Below are 18,121 nucleotides of genomic sequence, written 5' to 3'. Positions count from 1 at the left end.
ATAGCGCAGATAAGGTTGAGGAAACATACAAGAGGTATATCACAATCTAGCTAAATGATAAAAGCCCTGCAAGGGGATGCAGGGCAAGACTAAGGGTATTGAAGAATTGTCGATTCTAAAAGTAAAGGACTTCTCGGAATGTAATAAGTTTAACACATACTTCATTAAATTTTTATATAAAGATTTTACATATTTATGAACATAGACAAACCTTTACTTGTCTGAATGTTCAGGGATTTAATAGGGATTCTCCAACTTATTGAGAGGTTCCTGGATATTCCGATGTGTGAAAGCATCAAAAAAGCCCGTACAGAAGCACAGGCCAGTTGTTACACATATCGGTAACTAAATTTTAACAAACTTTCAGAAAGTTAGCTATTGAAAAATAAAAAACGCTCGATGGCAACGAGCGCTGTAGAAAAAACATTCCCTAAAATTAGCTACCTCTATTATACCATGAATTTTCTCTCAGTAAATAAGGAGTGAAAGACCTATGTTAGATAATAATCAATCTAAAGTCGTCCTTCCGAAGTGGATAGAAGACGTCATGCCGTTATGGAGGAGTTAAGAAAAATTCATCAATTACAGCTGGAGGGAAAATGGGATGCCACGAATTGGATCGGATTTGGAAAAGGAGAATTACACAATGGCGTTGCAGAAGGAGAAGTACATGAAGAAATCGCGTCGTAACTTATATATTGCTTTAGAAGAGTTGGATTTAGTGTTTGATGAAAGCGAAGTGACTCAATTAAGGGAAATGTGGGATGAGGATAAAGATATTCTTGAAATAGCAAAAGAGTTAGGAAGACATCAACTAGAAATCGCCGCATTGATTATGGATAAGACAGATAAGAAAAAAATCAAATCGCGTCCAATGGGGTTAGGGGCATGAAACAACTAACACTGGAGGATATAGTCGGAAGTTTTGATTATACCGCAACAAGTACCGTGAACAAATTCTTGAAGCGTAATAGCGTTATGAAGTGCTCAGTAGAGTTTTACGACAAAGACGAGAAGTGGAAGCTTCGTTGGTTTGATGCGAAGTCCGAGAAGCAAAGCTATAGAAATGGCTAAAAAGAAATACAGAAAGATACAGATTATCACCACGTATATTTCTGATAGAACCTTAGAAGAGATAATAAATTTGGATTAGGAGACATAGCGTTATGACGTATTTAAAGGGTAGAAACTCATTTGATTGAACGAGGCACTTGTAGGCGTCATAGCGTCAGTAGATACGTTGGGATTATTGGAATCAGAAAGAAATATGGGCTTCGTATTTACTGGCTAGGGGCACTAAATAAAAAAGGCTAGGAGTTCCCTTAGCAAAGAGTTATGTCGTACAGAAAGGTACAAACTTAATGTTTGCGATTTCATTAGATAACGTTCCTGGGGTGGAAGGATTGACTCATAGCAATCTTTACGTAACTTTTACATGTGCTTGAAGTATTTGGTAACATAGACATGGATTTATTAGAAATTGAAATTATTAAAGGAATTTATGTTTATGTAAATTTAAAAAATACTTATTGGAATAAAAAAATGGTCCTTACTATTACGTAGGAACCCTATAACCGAAGAAAAAAAGTCGTATGTGAAACCAAGTGGGAATCACAAGTATATTTTAACATATAAATATATAGTTGTCTATACATCAAATCAAACAACATAGTTATTAAACGAAGGAGCCCTAGCTTTAGGGATCTAGGGCTTCTTGTGTTGGTATAACTCACAAAATTTTATGAAAAGAACTTACTGAAGATAACATATGAATGTTTCGTAAATGTATCAAAAAAGTGAACAAAATAGTTATTTAAATCGGAAATAGCAGGTAATTGACCAAATTACCTGCCATGTGCCTAAACAGTTCGGAGGGGTAAAGCCCCGATTTGAAAGAGTGTAGTCATGGGAAGTTGACTTGAGGATAGTATGTGTAATGTAAAAAAGGTTATTCGTAAAGGGGCATGAAAAAAAGAGTACATATCAAATATGTACTCTTGAAAAAAGGAGAACCCTATAAGCGATGAAACATAATACTACAACATATGCTTGCCTCATTTAAAGGTGTGAGGAATATAACAAAATAGTTATTTTATGATGGATAAATAAAAGAATCCGTTTGTTATAAACGGATTCTTCCCACAAGGTTTGCAAGAAATTCAAGGTAACTAGACCGGAGTACTTATTGAATTTCTTGTGATAACACTGTATGCAAAGGAATTAATAAGGTTAAAGAAATTTAAACAAAATCCTTATTTAACAACAAATAAAAAGAGCGCTAATTGAGAACGCTCTTTATACCTAATTATAACGAAAGTGACGAACTCACATTATACAGAAAGGCACTATTATTGTATGTCAAAGTATGAGATTAGTGAATGGATTTAGATAAAATCGTTATCTAAATAAAAGAACCCCCGATTATCCCCGGGGCTTCTAAGGGTATGTGTCAAGTAATGACGTACTCGACTAATTAACCATATCATGAATTTTTTTGGTAAAAATACTGGTAAATGTGTCCGAATAAGCAGGGCATCAATTTGAATAAAAAACGCTATTTTAGTAGAAAACGTTGAAAAAGGACCCGGAAAAGGGGTAGGGGTCCTTTTTAATGGAACAATAGAATTTCATGGGATTACCAATAGGTTACCATAAAAGGTAATTTGTTTCCAGGCTATAGATATTGAGAAAACTTTCTATAAAAACTTCATTTTAATAGAAAACGGGGGTGATTAATTGAGAGTTGATAAAACTTTTTCAGAACTATGGCATTTACATTTGAGAGGAAATTTAAACACCGAATTAATGACCACAGAAGAATATCAAGAAAACGAAAAAGAAGTTAAAGATATATCTTTGATGGCTATAAACACAATTAAAAAGCTGCAAAGAAAAAGTGAACTTGAATTAGAAAACAATCAACTGAAAGGTATAAGTAAGTTTTCTTAATAAAAATTTCATTTTGTTTTATTTTAAAACCAAAAGAGAGCACTTAGTAAAGTGCTCTCGTGACGAACCTCATTTTATAACGACTATTTTATAAAGAAAGGAACTCATAATATTATATGTGAGTCCAGTTAATTGAGTGCTTCTTACAAATAAAGAGCAGCTAGCAAAAGCTAACTGCTAGGTCCTCCAAGGGGGAACAAGGAGAAAATCTGATGTCATATACAGTGTTGACAGAATATTAAATTTTATTCACGAGAGATTATATTCTGAAATTTGAATTATGATAGTCGATATTCTCCATATTGACCAGAAAAGAACTAAAAGTTCTAGTGAAATTCCAAGGGTTCTTTTCTTAGTTTTTTGAGATTCTTTTATCAAATAGCCAACAGCACTAATTGCTATAAGAATGAAAAGAATAAGTTCGAGTGTAACTGGCATTCTATCTACTCCTAAAAATAAGTTTGTATATAAAAATTATAAGATATTTAGGGTGATTGGTAGTAAAAAATTCAACAAAATAATCCTTTTAATAGAAAGTGAGGAATAACAATGGGACTAGGAAACCGTGGGATGGCATTTGAAATGCTTATCAATCTAGCGAATGAAATGTATCAAAGAGAGGGAGTGGCGCTTATTAACAAGCGTCCGACTCCTGTGAAGGTGTTAAAGAGGAAAGGTAGCTGTGTACTAAATGGATTCTATGAAGCAAAGAGCACAGTAGACTATGACGGTGTATATAAGGGGCGAGCTGTAGTATTTGAAGCGAAGTCTACAGAGAAAGATACACGTTTTGATTTAAAGAACATTGCACAGCATCAATTGGATTACCTGGAGAAAGCGGGAAGATGGGAGTGATTTGTTTCTTCTTTATAGAGTTTAGTAAGGATAAGTCAGTATTCGTGGTACCACTATCAATCATTCAATCTTATGTATGGATGTCTCATCAACCTAAAGGCAAGAAGTCTATACAAAGAGCAGACTTTGATATTTAAGGGTATTTAGTAGAACAGACAGAGCGAGGACCAGTGGATTACTTGCAATAAGTAGATGAAGCGGTAGCACCAGTTATGTTTGATGGAATGATTTAGGTTGATCAGGACCATAAGAAAGTAGCCAATAGCGTTGAAGCAGCAAAAGAGAAGATGACCAACAAGAAACGTAAATTATTAGAGGCTTAATGAATAACGGAACCATGCAGAGTGGATGGTGGGGGCTACTCGCTATGCACGGTTCCCTTATTCAATAAAGAAATAGTAAAATTTCACGTACCTAATGTGATGTTATAAAAATAAATTCAGAAATAGGGGGATTCCTGAATGGAGAGAAAATTAACATTATTACCAGCTATCGATAGAGAGACAGAGAAACAAGTTCAGAAAGAAGTAGTAAAAATACTAAAGGAATACCGTGCATTAAAACCTCGTTTTGAAAATGAAGTGGGGGTTAAAACATGAAGGAATCAGTTTGTTTCCAGAGATTAGAGACACGAGACATATTAGCAATATCAAGTTCAAGCAGATCGATAAGGCTTTACAGTACGTTTTAGACTATGACGAGGCTGAGAATATCAAGAGGAAGTACTTAAATCCGGATAAGCCGAAAGACAGCTTTATTTACACTGAATTATCGATGAAGAAAGATCACTTCTATTATAAGAAGAAAAATGCGCTTCGATTGATTGCTACATCTTTAGGGATGATTTAATAATAAAAAAGCCAAAGGGACAGTTTTTAATTAACTATCCATTTGGCTTTTTATGTTTTATTTTTTAGGCATCCATGTATGTCCGCAATTCATGCAGCCATTAACAATATTTTTTCTACCAACAAATCCACTGAATAAAGTTATTGGTGGTCCTAGAAATATAATAAGAAGACCAACAAAAATAAAAAGATTAGTAAGTCTATCAAAAGAATTTCGAGGAACTATATCATAAATAAAATTAGAAGCTATTCCAATAGTTATAAGTGTACCTAACAGAAGAAACAGAATAAAGAACGCCCTTTTGAAATTATAACCACGCTTATTACCGACTATTTGATCTGATTTACATTTCCTACACACTACGCGCCTTGTTACTTTTTCTTGCTTTACTGTCATGCCTAACCATCCTTACTTGTATAAAATTATAATAGTTTAATTATATGATATTAATACCTGAACTGGATACAAATATTATCAAAAAAAGAAAAAATATAATAAATTGGAATGTTTATGTTTTTTAAAACATCGACAAAATGCCGATAAAAATGGGGACTAAATAGGGGGATTTTGATAATGAAATCAACGGTATTCTTAAAGTACAAGCCCTTTGACAACCGTATATCGAAGAGGATTACTACACCTATAAGTGAAACGTTCTTATGCGAGAATGTCACGGTAACGTATACCGCATAGTAGGGCGGGGGCAGCGGTACGAACCCGCATTAAGACGAAAAGACCAATGAATGTATAACAATGACATATTCCAGTGTGGTGGGTGTGAGAGATCGCACATTCATCATGCTGTTTCTATTATGTTGATCAATCAACTCGGAATGTGTCCTCTGGGTTGATAATAAATATAAATCTATTTTCTTCTATTATGTTGGTTTTGAAAATGGAATGGGGGTGGTTGCTCTTGGATGAGTAACGCTTGCATTCTAAAACTCTAAAAAGTATACGTGATCTCGTACATTAGTAATTACTCACGATTCTTATTAATGATCAAACGAGGGCAAGGAGTTCCGCTCTTTGTTTGAGCCAGTACAATGGAACGGTCCCCTCCGTATAGTGCATGTGCTGCTTCAAACAAGGTGTCGGAAGATTTATATACGAATAATTTCAGCTATATAAATGATTTGGTTAGCTAAGGCCCTGCGAAAGCTGATGTATTGACCAGCTCCACGGAATATAAACAAGAGAGTCCCTAGCTCTCTTTGAACCGATGACAGCTCTTACGCCTGGAGCGCCTACTGAACGTCGTCGGTTGAAAGTGGTTATGGAAGCTCTCGCTCTTCTCCCAGTCACCGAACGTAAAGCGCGTAGCTAATAAGAGCTAAAAAATTACATGATGCGGTGGCTTGGAGAAGGTTGAGAGTACTCAGCCTTGAAATGATTGCAAAATTCCTCTTTCGTGAATGATTTCTCGCAGCCCCTTTAATATTTTTATAAGCCTGAAAGAGTGTCACCTTGGTGATGGCTTTTTGTGTTATAAAGGTAATTGAATTGATTCTAAAGATGAGATGTTGAGAAATGGCTACTATAATGCGATAATAAAAATAAATAGATTTTATAATAAGCTTAATCAGTATATTTATTATCGAATTATATATAGATGATCTTTTAGGGGAGGATAAGTTAGTTTGTCAGATGGAAATAAAAAGAAAATATTCGTAATAATTTTATTAGGCCTGTCACTGACAGTGAATACAATATCTAAAAAGTTTGGATATTTTGCTATTGCAGGTATAAGTACCTTATTTGGATATGCGGTTGCTTTAGCATGGCTCGTTGAAAGTATTATAGATAAGAGAAAAGAAAAGAAACAGAAAAAGCATCCATAGCGGGTGCTTTTTTCTTTGTTATATAGAAATTACACATTAAACAACTTTAATAGATGTCTTAGGTATAGTTAGGGAATCATATACTAATACTGAAAGGTTTCAAACATATTACCCCATATTTTTAAGGAGAGAGCACTTGCTGGGGAAATGCTCTCTTTCATTTGCACCTTTTGGTAAGGACAAGCATATATTAAAGTGTAGGACAGGCTCACACGCTTGTATCTATCTTATTTCAATACTCATTGAAAACCCTTATCACGTTAAGAGCATCTACTGGCGCAGGTGCTCTCTTTTTATTGAACAAAATGGACATTTGAATAGAAAACATATTCTTAAAATAACCTTAATTTAACTATGGATTTAATAATACCCGAAAACTAAATGGTATAATTTTCTAAAGGAACTCAAATAAAGTTTACTTTAGAAAAGGGGTAGAGGGAAAATGTTTCAGAAGCTTAAATTTTATTTAATGAGCATATTAATTAGTGTATTTTTAGGTGGGATTATCATAGGTGCTAATTTCTTGGTCCATAACATATATAATTTAGTTGCAGGTAAAGAATATCATTTTAATATGTGGTCTTCTATTATTATATTTAGTGTTGTATTTATTTCGGGTTTCTCGTACATGTTGAAGAAGGGACCAGATATACTTGTTAATGATTAAACCAATAGCAATTCATGATCTGGGTGGCGTCTTGTTTGTTGTTAAGGAAAGATAAAGAGTGAGATAGACTTGCAAATTGAAATATTATTAGTTTGAAACATAGAATAGTAAACAAACTATTTCTACCTTTTAATCATAGAATATGATGAATTCTATTTTTAGAGGAGGGAATCATATCTATGGGATGGAATAATAATTTTGGACATTCTCGAGATTGTAATAGATTTTGGGATGATTTAGTATTTTGCGGTTGCGGCCGTAGACGAAGAAGAAACGATTTTAACGACTGTCATTGTAGACGTGACTTTGATTGTGATGAGTGTCGTCGTAGACGTAATCATGACCGCGATCGTGAGCATGAACATGGTGACCATCGAGATTGGTAAAGCCTTTTGAAAGAGTGCATATTTTAATAGCACTCTTTTTTATTCTTTTTTTAATTTTTGATTGATGCCTATTTTGTGATTACAACTACATTTTTACTTATACACTTGGTGTTAAGGAGGTATTGTATTGCATAAAAACCATAAAAAATATAATAATCGTCGAGTAAATCTATAATAGCATCAATAAATAGAGGTTTATTATATGCAATAATGCATATATATAGAATTATTTATATTTTATCTATATAATTAAATTGTCTGTTTCTTGTTTTAATTCGTTTGTTTATTTTATTTTGGAGCGCTCCAGCAATGGAGCCTTTTTTTATGCAATAAAACATTTTTTTTGCATTACTTAGTTGATCTATATTAACTTTATCTTTTTAAATAATATCTATATTTTACCAAAAAATCATAGAGATAGTTAGTGTTTTCAATAATTTAGTGGATTAATAGTTTTTAATTTATTTGTTAATTAGTATAGGGAAATTTATCATGCAATGAAGAGTAAGAAATCAAGAATTATAAAAAATATATAGCATCTTGGAAAATGATATATACATCAAAATTTATATCTCTAAAACTATCCAAAAGTACTGCCATTAATGGTAATCTTTTTATATTGGTGAGATTGTACTAGTATGATGGAATAGAATTAGCTGTATATTGTGAGGGTAATTGGTTTTCTCTTCTTTCCATTTGGAAGGAAAGGGGGTGATATATTTATGGGGTTTTTGTTTGAACTTCTAAAAGAATTTGTGAAAGCCATTGTACGTGAAGTTTCTGCGTATGTTTTTAGGAAACAAATTTTAGAAAAAGATAACAAAACCCCCATTCCTCGTCGCCGTCGGAATCAAAAAGGTGGGGTTCGTAAAAAATAAATGATATAACCACCACCCTGACGGTAACAGTTATTAGAAGAGATATTAGCGTATCTCTTCTTTTATTATATACACAAGGTATTACTGTAATACTACAGTAATAATATCAAACGTACATAAAAAATCAATGAGCATATAATAGATATAATGTACAAAAGAAAAGACACCCAAAGGTGCCTTTTTCCTATTCTACTTTTAACTTAATTTCTTTACCTGTCATACCGCCACTAGCTTTTAAGAAAAGGCCTTCAGCATCTTTTGGTATATCAAATACAATTTTACCTGTCTGTGTTAAACCAGGATTCAATTGTTTTAAGAAGAAGTCAGTTTTCCCACCATTAGCTAAGTCAAAAGATGTTTGACCTTGTGTTGAATATGTGAATTCACGACCTTTGTTATCTACTAATTTAAAACTATTAGCATCAACAGTAATAGCGTCTTTTTGATTATTAGTAAGTGTAACTTCTAAAATTTTAAAGACACCTTGTGCTTGTTCTTTTGTATATTCATTACCCACAGAATCTACTGTTTCCATAGATCCTACAGCGATTTTTACATCAGAAGATACACCTTCTTTTGATACTGCTTTAGTGTCTGTTGAAGTTTTTTCTGTTGAGTCTCCACCACCAGCGACCATAGCAATTATTCCGATTACAAATAAAGCTATAATGCCTAGGCATCCAAATTTAAATATTTTTCCCACGTTTGTTCCTCCAATTATGTAAAATATAAGATTACCAAGCTAATAATAACAAACTATATATAAGGATATTGTCATATTATGTCGAAAGGAAATAAAAAAGATAGTTTAGAATTTTCAGGCTGAAATTTTGTCTTATGATCTATTTTTCTTCGCATCTTGGCAGTACTTCTTACTCATAAAAAAAGACACCCAAAGGTGCCTTTTTCCTACTTAAACCACTTTAATTTTTGGACTCTCATCCTTACCGAATGGAAAGTAGATATGATTCAATTATGTACCGATCTGGAGCGTCTCCTATATAGTCAAAAGGATAACAAGTTGTTAATGTTAATGTCGGCTCACTTTTTTCTACAATAACTGTTCGATCTTCTGAATCTGTTATCCAATGCTTGTTAATTTTATATGTATATGTTTTATTTTCATATTCCACGATAAGTTGGTCATTTTCCTTTAATTGACCAAGCTCGGTAAAAACAGTATCTCTATGTCCACTTAAAACTGTATGACCATTTCCAGATGGTGTAGTAGTTAAGTCACTAACAAACATACCTACACCCTTTTTTAGTACTTTATCATCAGCTCCCCAATATACAGAGTATTTCTTTTGTATTTTAGGGATAATTAAATATGCTACTTTATCTCCTAACTGATGGTTTACCTTTGAAGCAGGAATTTGTACAGCTTCTTCTTGTAATGAAGTGTCAGTCTTTATCTCTGTCTCTGTTTGATTGATGTTTTGCGTTTCATTTTCTTTAGAAGGTGTGGAGATCTCATATTGTTTAGCCTCGCTAGTTGTTAACGACTCTGCTGATTGTCTAGCACTATACCATTCCAGAAAATAATAGGAAAAGATAGTAAGTCCAATAACAGTTAAACATAAGCCTATCCATTGTTTTTTATTCACTTTTATCACTCCATTTGAAAACGACAGGATTTCTCCTGCCGTTTTAAGGAACTATTTTATGCGTTTGTCTTTTTACGACGGAACATTAATACAGATCCAGCTAATGCTAATCCTAAGCTTGCTAACATCATTGTAACACCGTTTGATGCTGTATTAGGTAATTTCTCACCTTGTTTTTTCGTTTCTTTTTTCACAGTTGTATTAGTATTTTTCTTTGTTTCTTTTACAGTTGTTTGAGGCTTAGTTTGTTCTTGTTTATTATTTGTTGTTTGGTTATTTTGTTTTGAATTCTCTTGTTTATTGTTTTCTTGTTTAGGTTGTTCTTGAGGATTAGTAGTTTCTTTATGTTCTGTTGTAGTATTTGTGCTCTTTGGATATTTATAATCTTCACATGGAATGCCGTCTTTATCATTATCTAAACGATGTGGATCATTCCCAACACCATATCCATTTTGATCCCAGAATGCTTGAGCATCTTGTTGACTTTTAAAATGTCCACAGTTTTTTGTATCATTAGGACTCTTAGCTGCAAATGCAGAAGAACTGTACCCCACTGTTAATAGTGTTACCGCTGTTGCTGAAGCTAATAATTTTTTCATAATTTTCTCCATCTCCCTAAATGGTATGTATTTACATTGAAATGTTTTACATTTAAAAAATTAAAAATACAATAATAATTTGTAGATAAATGTAAGATTTCTAGATAATAATAGCAAATTATTAATTCGTATATTGTTATATTATGTCGAATGAAAATAAAAAAAGACAACCTAAGGTACCTTCCTCTGACGTGAACCCGCTTAATATTAATAATATGTATTAGGACTCCTATCCGAATATTATTTAACATGTAAAGATAAAAGCTGACATTAATTCTAGGATGATAACACCAGCTGAATGGAATGGAATAAGCCAGTCGGCCTTCTTCAAACAGGTCAAAAATGGTATGAATTCATATGAAACAGCAAAGAAGGGAAAAGTGTACGCAGTGCATTTGGAATTAGTGAGAAAGAAAGGCAGTAAGAACGTTACTTTTTACTCAAGGGTTAAAAGAGGGATGCAGATGCTACCTACTAGGAATAAAGCTCCAAGCAAAATTAAAGAATCAACTAAAACCAAGAACCGGTTTATCTGAGGCTTTCGAAATTTCTTTAGTATGCTAAAAACAGCACTCATTCCGAAACAAATATATTACAAAATCATTATTGTCTCTAATATATTGATAATTTAATTATATGCTGAAAAATATGTACATATAAATTTTAAAAAAGTCCTTATTTGAATAAAAAATGGTCCTTAAATTACGTAAGAACCCCATAATCAAAGAAAAAAGTCGTATGTGAAACCACGTGGGAATCACAATAATATTTTAAAATCTAAATATATAGTTGTCTATACATGATTGAACAAAGTAGTTATTAAAACGAAGAAGCTCTAGATTTAGGGATCTAGAGCTTCTTGTGTTGGTATAACCCACACGGTTTATGAAAAGAAAAGAACTTACTGAAGATAACACATGAATGTTTCATAAATGTATCAAAAATGTGAACAAAATAGCTATTTTATGTAGTTGAGTAGGTAAGATGAGGAAAACGTCCATAACGGTTGCTTTTTTCATAGTTATATAGAAATTACACATTAAACGTATTTAATGAGTCATCTAGGTATAAAGATAATCAATCATACAATGATATGGAAGGGTCTTTTCTAACGTGTTAGTTACCTCAAAGTATATGTATCTTTTGGCGCCTGGGCGAGGGTGCTCTCTTTATATTGAAAATAAAGTATAAATACATATAATATGATTAATGGATTTATATTTTAATCTGAGGGGTACAAATTCGATGCGACGTAAAAAGGATTTGTTAAAACAATGGAAGGTGGATTTGCAGGCTGTTCAAGAAGAAAAGAGGATGAAGAAGAAGAGCAAGAATAAGAAATATAGCATCCCTGGTAATACAGCTGGATTCATGAATGGGAAGAATACTTATCGTAAAGAGAATGGGGTGTGGAAACAAAGAAATAAATAATGTGAGGATAAATGATTTTGATTAAGTGTATAGCAATTATCGTAGGCGCTGCCGTGATCTGGGTGGCGTCTTGTTTGCTGTTAAGGAAAGATAAGGCGTGAGATAGACTTGCAAATTGAAATATTATTAGTTTGAAACATGGACTAATAAACAAACTATTTCTACCTTTTAATCATAGAATATGATGAATTCTATTTTAGAGGAGGGAATCATATCTATGGGATGGGATAATAATTTTGGACATTCTCGAGATTGTAATAGATTTTGGGATGATTTAGTATTTTGTGGTTGCGGCCGTAGACGAAGAAGAAGCGATTTTAACGACTGTCATTGTAGACGTGACTGTGATTGTGATGAGTGTCGTCGTAGACGTAATCATGACCGCGATCGTGAGCATGATCATGGTGACCATCGAGATTGGTAAAGTCTTTTGAAAGAGTGCATATTTTAATAGCACTCTTTTTTATTATTTTTTAATTATTACTTATTAACTAGAAGGATGCAGTTTCAATTTTATTTAACATTTTACAAAATAAACGAACACAAAGAACGAAAATAAATTTCAACTGTCTAAAAGTTGATGCTTTTAGATGATGTGGGGAAATGCTGTGAAAAATTATTAAAATCATACCTTATATTTATCTAAGAGTTAGTCCGAAATAGAGTATATAAAACAATGATAAATTTTAAATAGTATTAGGGGATGACTGATGAAATTAGTGTGATATGTACGAGCTAGTATAAGAGAGCAAGATTTAGAATTGCAATTTAACACGGTAGAAACTTATGGTTCTACAAAAATATTGACTGGAAAGTAGAATGGAGCGAAAAATCTTAAGGAAATATAAAGTTGTTGAAATTTTTATGTGAATTCATTAATATGTAATTGTATTTATTGTTTATTTGATTCTGTTTATTCTCACACTTTATGAGTTGTGGTTGAGCTGTAGAAGCAAGCTGCGTCTTGTTTTAATTCTGAAAGGGCTTCTTTGAGCCGATTAGTGTATATATAGCTTATTTTGCTATATACATTTTTAATCGACTTGAAGAAGTCCTTTTTGTGTTGTTTCCAAATCTGTTTGATTGGAGAACCCATTATCACATCGGGGAAAAATTTTTATTTAGGGGACTTAATTATGATTGTCTGTTATGAAGTATCATTATTTTATTCTGCACATCCAGATGGTCCTATTCAAAGTTTACGTGCATTACAAGCACTTAATCCGATAAAAGAGGGTGTATTCTCTTTAACAGGTGTCAGCGTATCGTAATGAATAATTTACAGAACCATATGGAAGTATGTAGTCAGAGGGAATGACAGAAATCCGTAGTGAAGAATTACTATGAATTTCTATCTTTTATTTTATCAGGAGCAATAAAGACACGTATGGAACGTAAGATTGACAAAGAATTCAAGAGATTTACACAAATGTTGGCTTATTTTTATGAAAAATAGGTGGAAAATTTGATGGAATGTCTTATCGAGCGAAAGGGTCTGTGTACTTTGTGATACAACAATTAAGTTAGATAAGAAGAGAAGCAAAAAGTATTAGTCTACAAATCACGAGATGTTTGCTAGAGCATTTGAAGCATACGTAGAATCGGATTTGCAAAATCAAGAACATAGAAATGATTATTTAGTTTGTAATGCGTATCCTTCTGTATATCCATTAGGTGATTATACGTAATATCCTAATGTAATTATAAAAAGTTTAATGGAAGTAATAGTCCCATATATAATAAAAAGTATATAAGGAGTGGGGAAAAATGAATTATAACATTCAAAAAGGACAGTTTCGTTTAACAAGTGCTTATCCGAGAGGTAGTTGGTGGGAGTTTTACCGTATACCTTGTCCAGTTTGTTATGATACAGGCAATTGTATGCTGCACGTTTCGCAAGATAAGGTAGCATGTACACGTGTAGAAAGTAAATGGATTTATGGAAAAAACACGGGTAATCCAAGCTACATTCACTACATAAAAGGAAAAGATAAATATCAATTGCCTGAGGTGGATGAAATTCAGATTCATGATAAGAAAAGTAATGAGGAATTAAATGTGTTTAATCGTAAATTAATGGAGTTCATACCATTACAAGAGCATCATCATGCACATTTATTAAGAGATAGAAAAATGAGCGAGGAACAAATACAAGTACGTCAATATCGTTCTTTCTTAAAACAACAAATTGTGTTAGAGGAGGGTAATACGTATACGACTGTTTGGGAGCAGCTATTTAAACAGATTGGGAATAAAAAATGCTGGCAAGGAATCCCAGGGTTCTATGAGATGAAAAAAGGTCAACTTTCTCTTCGTTTGATGTCAGGATCTCCTGGTATATTGATTCCTTTTCGGAATCAGTACAATCAAATTGTTGGATGGCAGGTTCGTGTGGATGAAGTGAAAAACTCCGTTCATGTGAAAGCGGCACCTACTGGAGTTCAAGCAGAATTAATCGAACAGGCTAATGTTGTGAAGATAACTAAAAATGGTGATTGTATCTTTGAAGGCGAACTAGAAGTGAGCAAAAAGGTAGAGATTCCATTTCAAGAGGGACAAATTGTTGTAAAGATACATAAAGGGCAAAAATATCTCTGGCTCTCATCAGCAAACAAAAATCATGGAACTGGGGCAGGAGGTAGTGAAAATCCACTTCCTGTGCATGTGGCGGTACCAAGTTCTCATTTAAAACATTGGAATTCTGGTATACTTCATCAAACTAAATCAGTAATGATTACAGAGGGAGCTATGAAAGCAGATCTGGTTGCTGATTTGCTTCCAGAGAGATTTAATAAAGAGGAGCTTTCTGAAATGGGAACAACCGTTCTTGCGATTCCTGGTGTAAATGCTTGGCGAATTACTATGCCTGTATTAAAAGATATGGGTGTAGAAAATGTCTATTTAGCGTTTGATGCCGATTTAGTAGAGAATCAAAAAGTAAGAAAAGCTCTTATAGATTTTGCGACAAAGTTAAAGACAGAGGACTATAACGTAATCATAGCTGCATGGAACCCAACGCAAGGTAAGGGGCCGGATGATACAATGCAAGCGGGATTTAAACCTGTATTTCAGAGATTGTGAAAGTCATAAAGTAGGTTGATATTTTCATAAATAGGCAGATTGAAAAAGATAGAGTTTTTAATTCTATCTTTTTCTTATATCCAATTAACTAAAAGAAGGGTAGAAGAGAATATGAATACATCTATGAAAAAAAATCTAGTGAATTTACGAGTTGATTTTGCTTTCAAGCGCTTGTTTGGAGTAGAAGGAAACGAGGAGATACTCATTGGTTTTCTTAATGCGGTATTACAATCCTCTTTAGATGAGGAAATCATTTCTTTGCATTTAGATGATCCGCATCTTCCAAGGGAGCAAAAGGATGATAAATTGTCTATTTTAGATTTGCGAGCTACTCTGAATAATGGTATAAAATTAAATATAGAGATACAGGTTCGCGACAAAAAAGATATGATTGAGCGATCTTTGTTCTACTGGGCTGGCATGTATTATTCTCAAATGACTCAGGGGATGAAGTATACAGAATTAAGACCAACTATTTGTATTAATATAGTGGATTTCATTCTGTTTCCAGGAGAAGAAGACTTTCATAATGTCGGTGTAGTCATGAATAAAAAATCGAAACACATAATTTCAGAGAATATGCAATTGCACTTTCTTGAGATTCCAAAAGTAATTCGAGAATGGCAAGAAGATCGAATGGATCCATGGGAGGATATATTAGCACGTTGGCTATTATTATTTCCTGCATATAAAGATGAGAAATTAACTACAATCCTGGAGGGAATCGCGATGGAAAAAGATCCAGTTTTGAAAAAGGCAATAGAGGATTGGGAGCGTTTAAGTAGTGATAAAGACTTTTTACGCTTATATGAGGCGAGAGAGAAGGCAATAAAAGATAGAATGTCAGAAATAGAGACAGCAGAAGAAAAAGCAGCAAAAGAAGCTAGAATAGCAACTAAGATAGAGATGATTCACAATTTAATTAATGTCGGTGTACCTATAGAGAAAGTAGCGGAAGCCACTGAATTAAGTGTGGAAAAGGTTAATGAAATTTTAAAAAACAAAGAGTAGATAGAAGTAGTGAAAAACAGGTACTTGTGAAAAACGCACAAGTACCTGTTTTTTGTTTCTAATAAATAGTTTGATAAACACAAGACTTAGATACTCCTTAATAGGTAATATACTCTTATTAAGGAGTATAATAAGTTGTTGGAAAGATTAAAAATGAATAAGAAAAAAGAAGCGCATTATGTACACGTATATATCCTTAGAGATAAAATTACAAAATGGATAAAATAGAATCATGTTGCTCACTGAAAGAAAAAATGAATGTTTTAGGTCTTAAGAATAGTGATATTTTTTAAATTCAGATAGTATGGTACGATCCTAACAAAGAAATAAAGGTGTAAACAAGGACTTGTTTTTTTAATATCGTATTGATATAATATAAGGGTAATAAGATTTTACAATAAAATATAAAATTAATCAGTTCGCATATAAGAGAAGACCTCAATATGCGCCATGTCCTTAGGGGACGTGTGCGTGTATTGGGGTCTTTTTGCGTTTAGCGAGCAAAAACATCCGGAGGTGCAGGAATTATGTTGAATTGGTTGTCTGCAAAACTTATGACAACATCAGTAGGAGATTTCTTACTGGCAAAAAATAGTTTTTCAAAAGGGCTTGGTGGTAATGGTGGTGGCGGTAATGCTGAAACCGTTCAAAAAAGCATGAATACTTTGGTGAAAACCTTAATTGGTTTTGGGGGAATTTGGGTGGCAGCTTGCGTTGTATTTGCAGCTATTAAACTATCTGGAGCACAAGGGAAGAACCCTGAAAACCGTACACAAGCTATGATTGGTTTAGCTTGTGCGGCAATTGGAGGCTTTGTCATGATCAAAGCTTACGATATCGCTGCTTGGGTGACGACAATCTAACATAAGAGTTTGTACAAGCTCTCCTCGATTTGGGGAGAGCTTCTCTTATACAAGGGAGGAAAAAGAATGAGAAAAGTAACTGTTCCTGTTGATATGACCTCGGAACAAAAAACACTACTAGGTGTGCTGAGCAAGCGCCAATTGATTTATCTATTGGGTGGCGGAGCATCCCTTTATTTATATGTACCATTTTTATGGCGACTATTCGCACCTATTGATGTAGTAGTAGCGTTTTTTATTTGCTTAATTTTAGCACTACCGACGGTAATAGGTGTTATAACGTTTGCGTTTATATATAAAGAAAAACAACACATGTATCTAGATAAGTATCTACTTATCAAAATGCGTAGCCGCTCCGAAAAAGGTAAGTGGCGAAAAGGGTACGAGCCAACTACATGGGTAAAGGAGAATTTGTAAATGTTAGAAATGATATATTTTGCGGCAATAGCCATTGTAGGATTTTTCTTTTATCGGAAAATGAATGGAAAACCGCTGTTTGGTTCTAAGAAAAAAGGGAAAAAGCAAGGTGGAGTAGAGAAACACACTACTGAAAAAGCTGGAAAGAAAAATAAAAAAAATATGCCTGCTGAATCGGAAATTGATGAGGATAATGTTGACTTCTTTCGTGCTTTTGTAGAAGACATTAAGGAAATCGATAATCATATGATTCGGTATCATGATGACACATTTGTCATGATTGCGGAAGCACATCCAGTTAACTATTACTTACTCTCCAATATGGAACAAGAAGCAATTGATATCAAAATTGAATCATGGTTAACCACATTAGAGTTTAATACGAAAGTATATATTCAAAGTAAGTTTGTGGATTTAACAGATCCTGTACGCAAAATGACAGAAACGATGAAAGGTGCGAAGGACCTTACACCAGAGACGGTTCTATATGGACAAGAAGTTATCGATAACTTAGAGTACTGGCAGCGTTCGCAACCTCGATATGAACAAAAGCGTTATTTAATTTATCCATACAAGGTTGATATTAGTACGATTACTGCTGATACAGAGGAAGAGTTGGAAGAAAAGATTGTGGATAAGGCGTTTAACGAATTATATCGCCGTTATAATGCTTCTCGAAATCTACTA

General features: G+C 33.4%; 21 protein-coding genes and 4 pseudogenes. 20 read left to right on the top strand and 5 right to left on the bottom strand.

The genetic code is table 11. The features are described from left to right. Positions 1–555 precede the first annotated feature (555 nt). From ACTFRM_RS19130 to ACTFRM_RS19115, 4 genes and pseudogenes are all read left to right on the top strand, one after another. Complete coding sequence (locus ACTFRM_RS19130) at positions 556–690, top strand: hypothetical protein (protein ID WP_254918795.1); 135 nt, start codon at positions 556–558, stop codon at positions 688–690. After that, on the top strand, positions 647–892 hold the full coding sequence (locus ACTFRM_RS19125) for a hypothetical protein (protein ID WP_050552698.1): 246 nt from the start codon (positions 647–649) through the stop codon (positions 890–892). Before ACTFRM_RS19130 ends, ACTFRM_RS19125 begins: the two co-directional genes overlap by 44 nt. Next, positions 889–1,153, top strand: a pseudogene (locus ACTFRM_RS19120) (hypothetical protein). The gene ACTFRM_RS19125 and the pseudogene ACTFRM_RS19120 overlap by 4 nt, the downstream one beginning before the upstream one ends. Before the next feature lie 1,583 nt (positions 1,154–2,736). Continuing rightward, the gene (locus ACTFRM_RS19115) at positions 2,737–2,949 is read left to right on the top strand and encodes a hypothetical protein (RefSeq protein ID WP_001261788.1); all 213 of its coding nucleotides are present in this window, start codon (positions 2,737–2,739) and stop codon (positions 2,947–2,949) included. Positions 2,950–3,198: 249 nt separating this feature from the next. Here ACTFRM_RS19115 and ACTFRM_RS19110 read toward each other — a convergent pair whose 3' ends face one another. Continuing rightward, on the bottom strand, positions 3,199–3,387 hold the full coding sequence (locus ACTFRM_RS19110) for a hypothetical protein (RefSeq protein WP_001145518.1): 189 nt from the start codon (positions 3,385–3,387) through the stop codon (positions 3,199–3,201). A 111-nt stretch (positions 3,388–3,498) separates the two neighbouring features. On the opposite strand from ACTFRM_RS19110, the pseudogene ACTFRM_RS19105 reads away from it, so the two are divergent. Continuing rightward, positions 3,499–4,127, top strand: a pseudogene (locus tag ACTFRM_RS19105) (Holliday junction resolvase RecU). 138 nt (positions 4,128–4,265) lie between these two features. Beyond that, positions 4,266–4,653, top strand: a pseudogene (locus ACTFRM_RS19100) (ArpU family transcriptional regulator). A 57-nt stretch (positions 4,654–4,710) separates the two neighbouring features. Here ACTFRM_RS19100 and ACTFRM_RS19095 read toward each other — a convergent pair. Next, the gene (locus ACTFRM_RS19095; RefSeq protein WP_000216753.1) at positions 4,711–5,049 is read right to left on the bottom strand and encodes a hypothetical protein; all 339 of its coding nucleotides are present in this window, start codon (positions 5,047–5,049) and stop codon (positions 4,711–4,713) included. 1,244 nt (positions 5,050–6,293) lie between these two features. Between ACTFRM_RS19095 and ACTFRM_RS19090 the strand changes: the two genes are divergently transcribed. The 4 genes from ACTFRM_RS19090 (at position 6,294) to ACTFRM_RS19075 (ending at position 8,425) form a co-directional block, all read left to right on the top strand. Further along, entirely contained in the window at positions 6,294–6,494 is a 201-nt protein-coding gene (locus ACTFRM_RS19090; protein ID WP_001279523.1) for a hypothetical protein, read from the top strand. A 442-nt stretch (positions 6,495–6,936) separates the two neighbouring features. Beyond that, on the top strand, positions 6,937–7,161 hold the full coding sequence (locus ACTFRM_RS19085; protein WP_322372695.1) for a hypothetical protein: 225 nt from the start codon (positions 6,937–6,939) through the stop codon (positions 7,159–7,161). A 179-nt stretch (positions 7,162–7,340) separates the two neighbouring features. Next, a complete protein-coding gene (locus ACTFRM_RS19080) occupies positions 7,341–7,547 on the top strand; it encodes a hypothetical protein (protein WP_440043485.1) in 207 nt (68 codons plus the stop codon). Between the two features lie 722 nt (positions 7,548–8,269). Further along, positions 8,270–8,425: a hypothetical protein gene (locus ACTFRM_RS19075; protein WP_000506113.1), complete on the top strand. Its 156-nt coding sequence runs from the start codon at positions 8,270–8,272 to the stop codon at positions 8,423–8,425. A gap of 184 nt (positions 8,426–8,609) precedes the next feature. On the opposite strand, the gene ACTFRM_RS19070 is transcribed toward ACTFRM_RS19075, so the two are convergent. The 3 genes from ACTFRM_RS19070 to ACTFRM_RS19060 all read right to left on the bottom strand — a co-directional run bounded on the left by ACTFRM_RS19070 (position 8,610) and on the right by ACTFRM_RS19060 (position 10,631). Continuing rightward, positions 8,610–9,128 (bottom strand): DUF4352 domain-containing protein, encoded by a 519-nt coding sequence (locus ACTFRM_RS19070; RefSeq protein ID WP_000516001.1) that lies wholly within the window; start codon positions 9,126–9,128, stop codon positions 8,610–8,612. 241 nt (positions 9,129–9,369) lie between these two features. Continuing rightward, a complete protein-coding gene (locus ACTFRM_RS19065; protein WP_001036109.1) occupies positions 9,370–10,032 on the bottom strand; it encodes a class D sortase in 663 nt (220 codons plus the stop codon). 56 nt (positions 10,033–10,088) lie between these two features. Further along, positions 10,089–10,631 carry an excalibur calcium-binding domain-containing protein gene (locus ACTFRM_RS19060; protein ID WP_088321908.1) on the bottom strand — a complete coding sequence of 181 codons (543 nt, stop codon included), beginning with the start codon at positions 10,629–10,631 and terminating at the stop codon, positions 10,089–10,091. Positions 10,632–10,912: 281 nt separating this feature from the next. Here ACTFRM_RS19060 and ACTFRM_RS19055 point away from each other — a divergent pair, with 281 nt between their 5' ends. The 10 genes and pseudogenes from ACTFRM_RS19055 to ACTFRM_RS19010 all read left to right on the top strand — a co-directional run. Further along, entirely contained in the window at positions 10,913–11,167 is a 255-nt protein-coding gene (locus ACTFRM_RS19055) for a hypothetical protein (protein ID WP_414964458.1), read from the top strand. Between the two features lie 709 nt (positions 11,168–11,876). Next, a complete protein-coding gene (locus ACTFRM_RS19050) occupies positions 11,877–12,062 on the top strand; it encodes a hypothetical protein (protein WP_001253139.1) in 186 nt (61 codons plus the stop codon). A gap of 217 nt (positions 12,063–12,279) precedes the next feature. Further along, entirely contained in the window at positions 12,280–12,486 is a 207-nt protein-coding gene (locus ACTFRM_RS19045) for a hypothetical protein (protein ID WP_002183203.1), read from the top strand. A gap of 712 nt (positions 12,487–13,198) precedes the next feature. Next, positions 13,199–13,333, top strand: a complete 135-nt coding sequence (locus ACTFRM_RS19040; RefSeq protein ID WP_000634444.1) for a hypothetical protein — start codon at positions 13,199–13,201, stop codon at positions 13,331–13,333. Between the two features lie 92 nt (positions 13,334–13,425). After that, positions 13,426–13,816: pseudogene (locus ACTFRM_RS19035) on the top strand (LPD1 domain-containing protein); the annotation flags it as partial. A gap of 13 nt (positions 13,817–13,829) precedes the next feature. Next, on the top strand, positions 13,830–15,143 hold the full coding sequence (locus ACTFRM_RS19030) for a DUF3854 domain-containing protein (RefSeq protein ID WP_088321909.1): 1,314 nt from the start codon (positions 13,830–13,832) through the stop codon (positions 15,141–15,143). A 111-nt stretch (positions 15,144–15,254) separates the two neighbouring features. After that, positions 15,255–16,154 carry an Rpn family recombination-promoting nuclease/putative transposase gene (locus ACTFRM_RS19025; protein ID WP_088321910.1) on the top strand — a complete coding sequence of 300 codons (900 nt, stop codon included), beginning with the start codon at positions 15,255–15,257 and terminating at the stop codon, positions 16,152–16,154. A gap of 527 nt (positions 16,155–16,681) precedes the next feature. Continuing rightward, entirely contained in the window at positions 16,682–17,017 is a 336-nt protein-coding gene (locus ACTFRM_RS19020) for a hypothetical protein (RefSeq protein WP_000935868.1), read from the top strand. Between the two features lie 66 nt (positions 17,018–17,083). Then, positions 17,084–17,434 carry a PrgI family protein gene (locus tag ACTFRM_RS19015; RefSeq protein ID WP_088321911.1) on the top strand — a complete coding sequence of 117 codons (351 nt, stop codon included), beginning with the start codon at positions 17,084–17,086 and terminating at the stop codon, positions 17,432–17,434. After that, positions 17,435–18,121: hypothetical protein (locus tag ACTFRM_RS19010; RefSeq protein ID WP_440043484.1), on the top strand; the 687-nt coding region annotated here is incomplete at its 3' end.

It is taken from the genome of Bacillus cereus group sp. MYBK227-1, assembly GCF_051916325.1.
GTDB lineage: Bacteria > Bacillota > Bacilli > Bacillales > Bacillaceae_G > Bacillus_A > Bacillus_A cereus.
Note: the sequence above shows the minus strand (reverse complement) of the source record. Positions and strands in the feature narration are given on the sequence as shown.

Excerpts from the sequence above, each read along its gene's own strand:
- ACTFRM_RS19040 (WP_000634444.1), top strand. The coding sequence starts at position 13,199 with ATGATTGTCTGTTATGAAGTATCATTATTTTATTCTGCACATCCAGAT.
- ACTFRM_RS19095 (WP_000216753.1), bottom strand. The coding sequence starts at position 5,049 with ATGACAGTAAAGCAAGAAAAAGTAACAAGGCGCGTAGTGTGTAGGAAA.
- ACTFRM_RS19075 (WP_000506113.1), top strand. The coding sequence starts at position 8,270 with ATGGGGTTTTTGTTTGAACTTCTAAAAGAATTTGTGAAAGCCATTGTA.
- ACTFRM_RS19030 (WP_088321909.1), top strand. The coding sequence starts at position 13,830 with ATGAATTATAACATTCAAAAAGGACAGTTTCGTTTAACAAGTGCTTAT.
- ACTFRM_RS19050 (WP_001253139.1), top strand. The coding sequence starts at position 11,877 with ATGCGACGTAAAAAGGATTTGTTAAAACAATGGAAGGTGGATTTGCAG.
- ACTFRM_RS19125 (WP_050552698.1), top strand. The coding sequence starts at position 647 with ATGGCGTTGCAGAAGGAGAAGTACATGAAGAAATCGCGTCGTAACTTA.
- ACTFRM_RS19015 (WP_088321911.1), top strand. The coding sequence starts at position 17,084 with ATGAGAAAAGTAACTGTTCCTGTTGATATGACCTCGGAACAAAAAACA.
- ACTFRM_RS19020 (WP_000935868.1), top strand. The coding sequence starts at position 16,682 with ATGTTGAATTGGTTGTCTGCAAAACTTATGACAACATCAGTAGGAGAT.
- ACTFRM_RS19055 (WP_414964458.1), top strand. The coding sequence starts at position 10,913 with ATGATAACACCAGCTGAATGGAATGGAATAAGCCAGTCGGCCTTCTTC.
- ACTFRM_RS19045 (WP_002183203.1), top strand. The coding sequence starts at position 12,280 with ATGGGATGGGATAATAATTTTGGACATTCTCGAGATTGTAATAGATTT.
- ACTFRM_RS19025 (WP_088321910.1), top strand. The coding sequence starts at position 15,255 with ATGAATACATCTATGAAAAAAAATCTAGTGAATTTACGAGTTGATTTT.
- ACTFRM_RS19110 (WP_001145518.1), bottom strand. The coding sequence starts at position 3,387 with ATGCCAGTTACACTCGAACTTATTCTTTTCATTCTTATAGCAATTAGT.
- ACTFRM_RS19085 (WP_322372695.1), top strand. The coding sequence starts at position 6,937 with ATGTTTCAGAAGCTTAAATTTTATTTAATGAGCATATTAATTAGTGTA.
- ACTFRM_RS19060 (WP_088321908.1), bottom strand. The coding sequence starts at position 10,631 with ATGAAAAAATTATTAGCTTCAGCAACAGCGGTAACACTATTAACAGTG.
- ACTFRM_RS19130 (WP_254918795.1), top strand. The coding sequence starts at position 556 with ATGGAGGAGTTAAGAAAAATTCATCAATTACAGCTGGAGGGAAAATGG.
- ACTFRM_RS19080 (WP_440043485.1), top strand. The coding sequence starts at position 7,341 with ATGGGATGGAATAATAATTTTGGACATTCTCGAGATTGTAATAGATTT.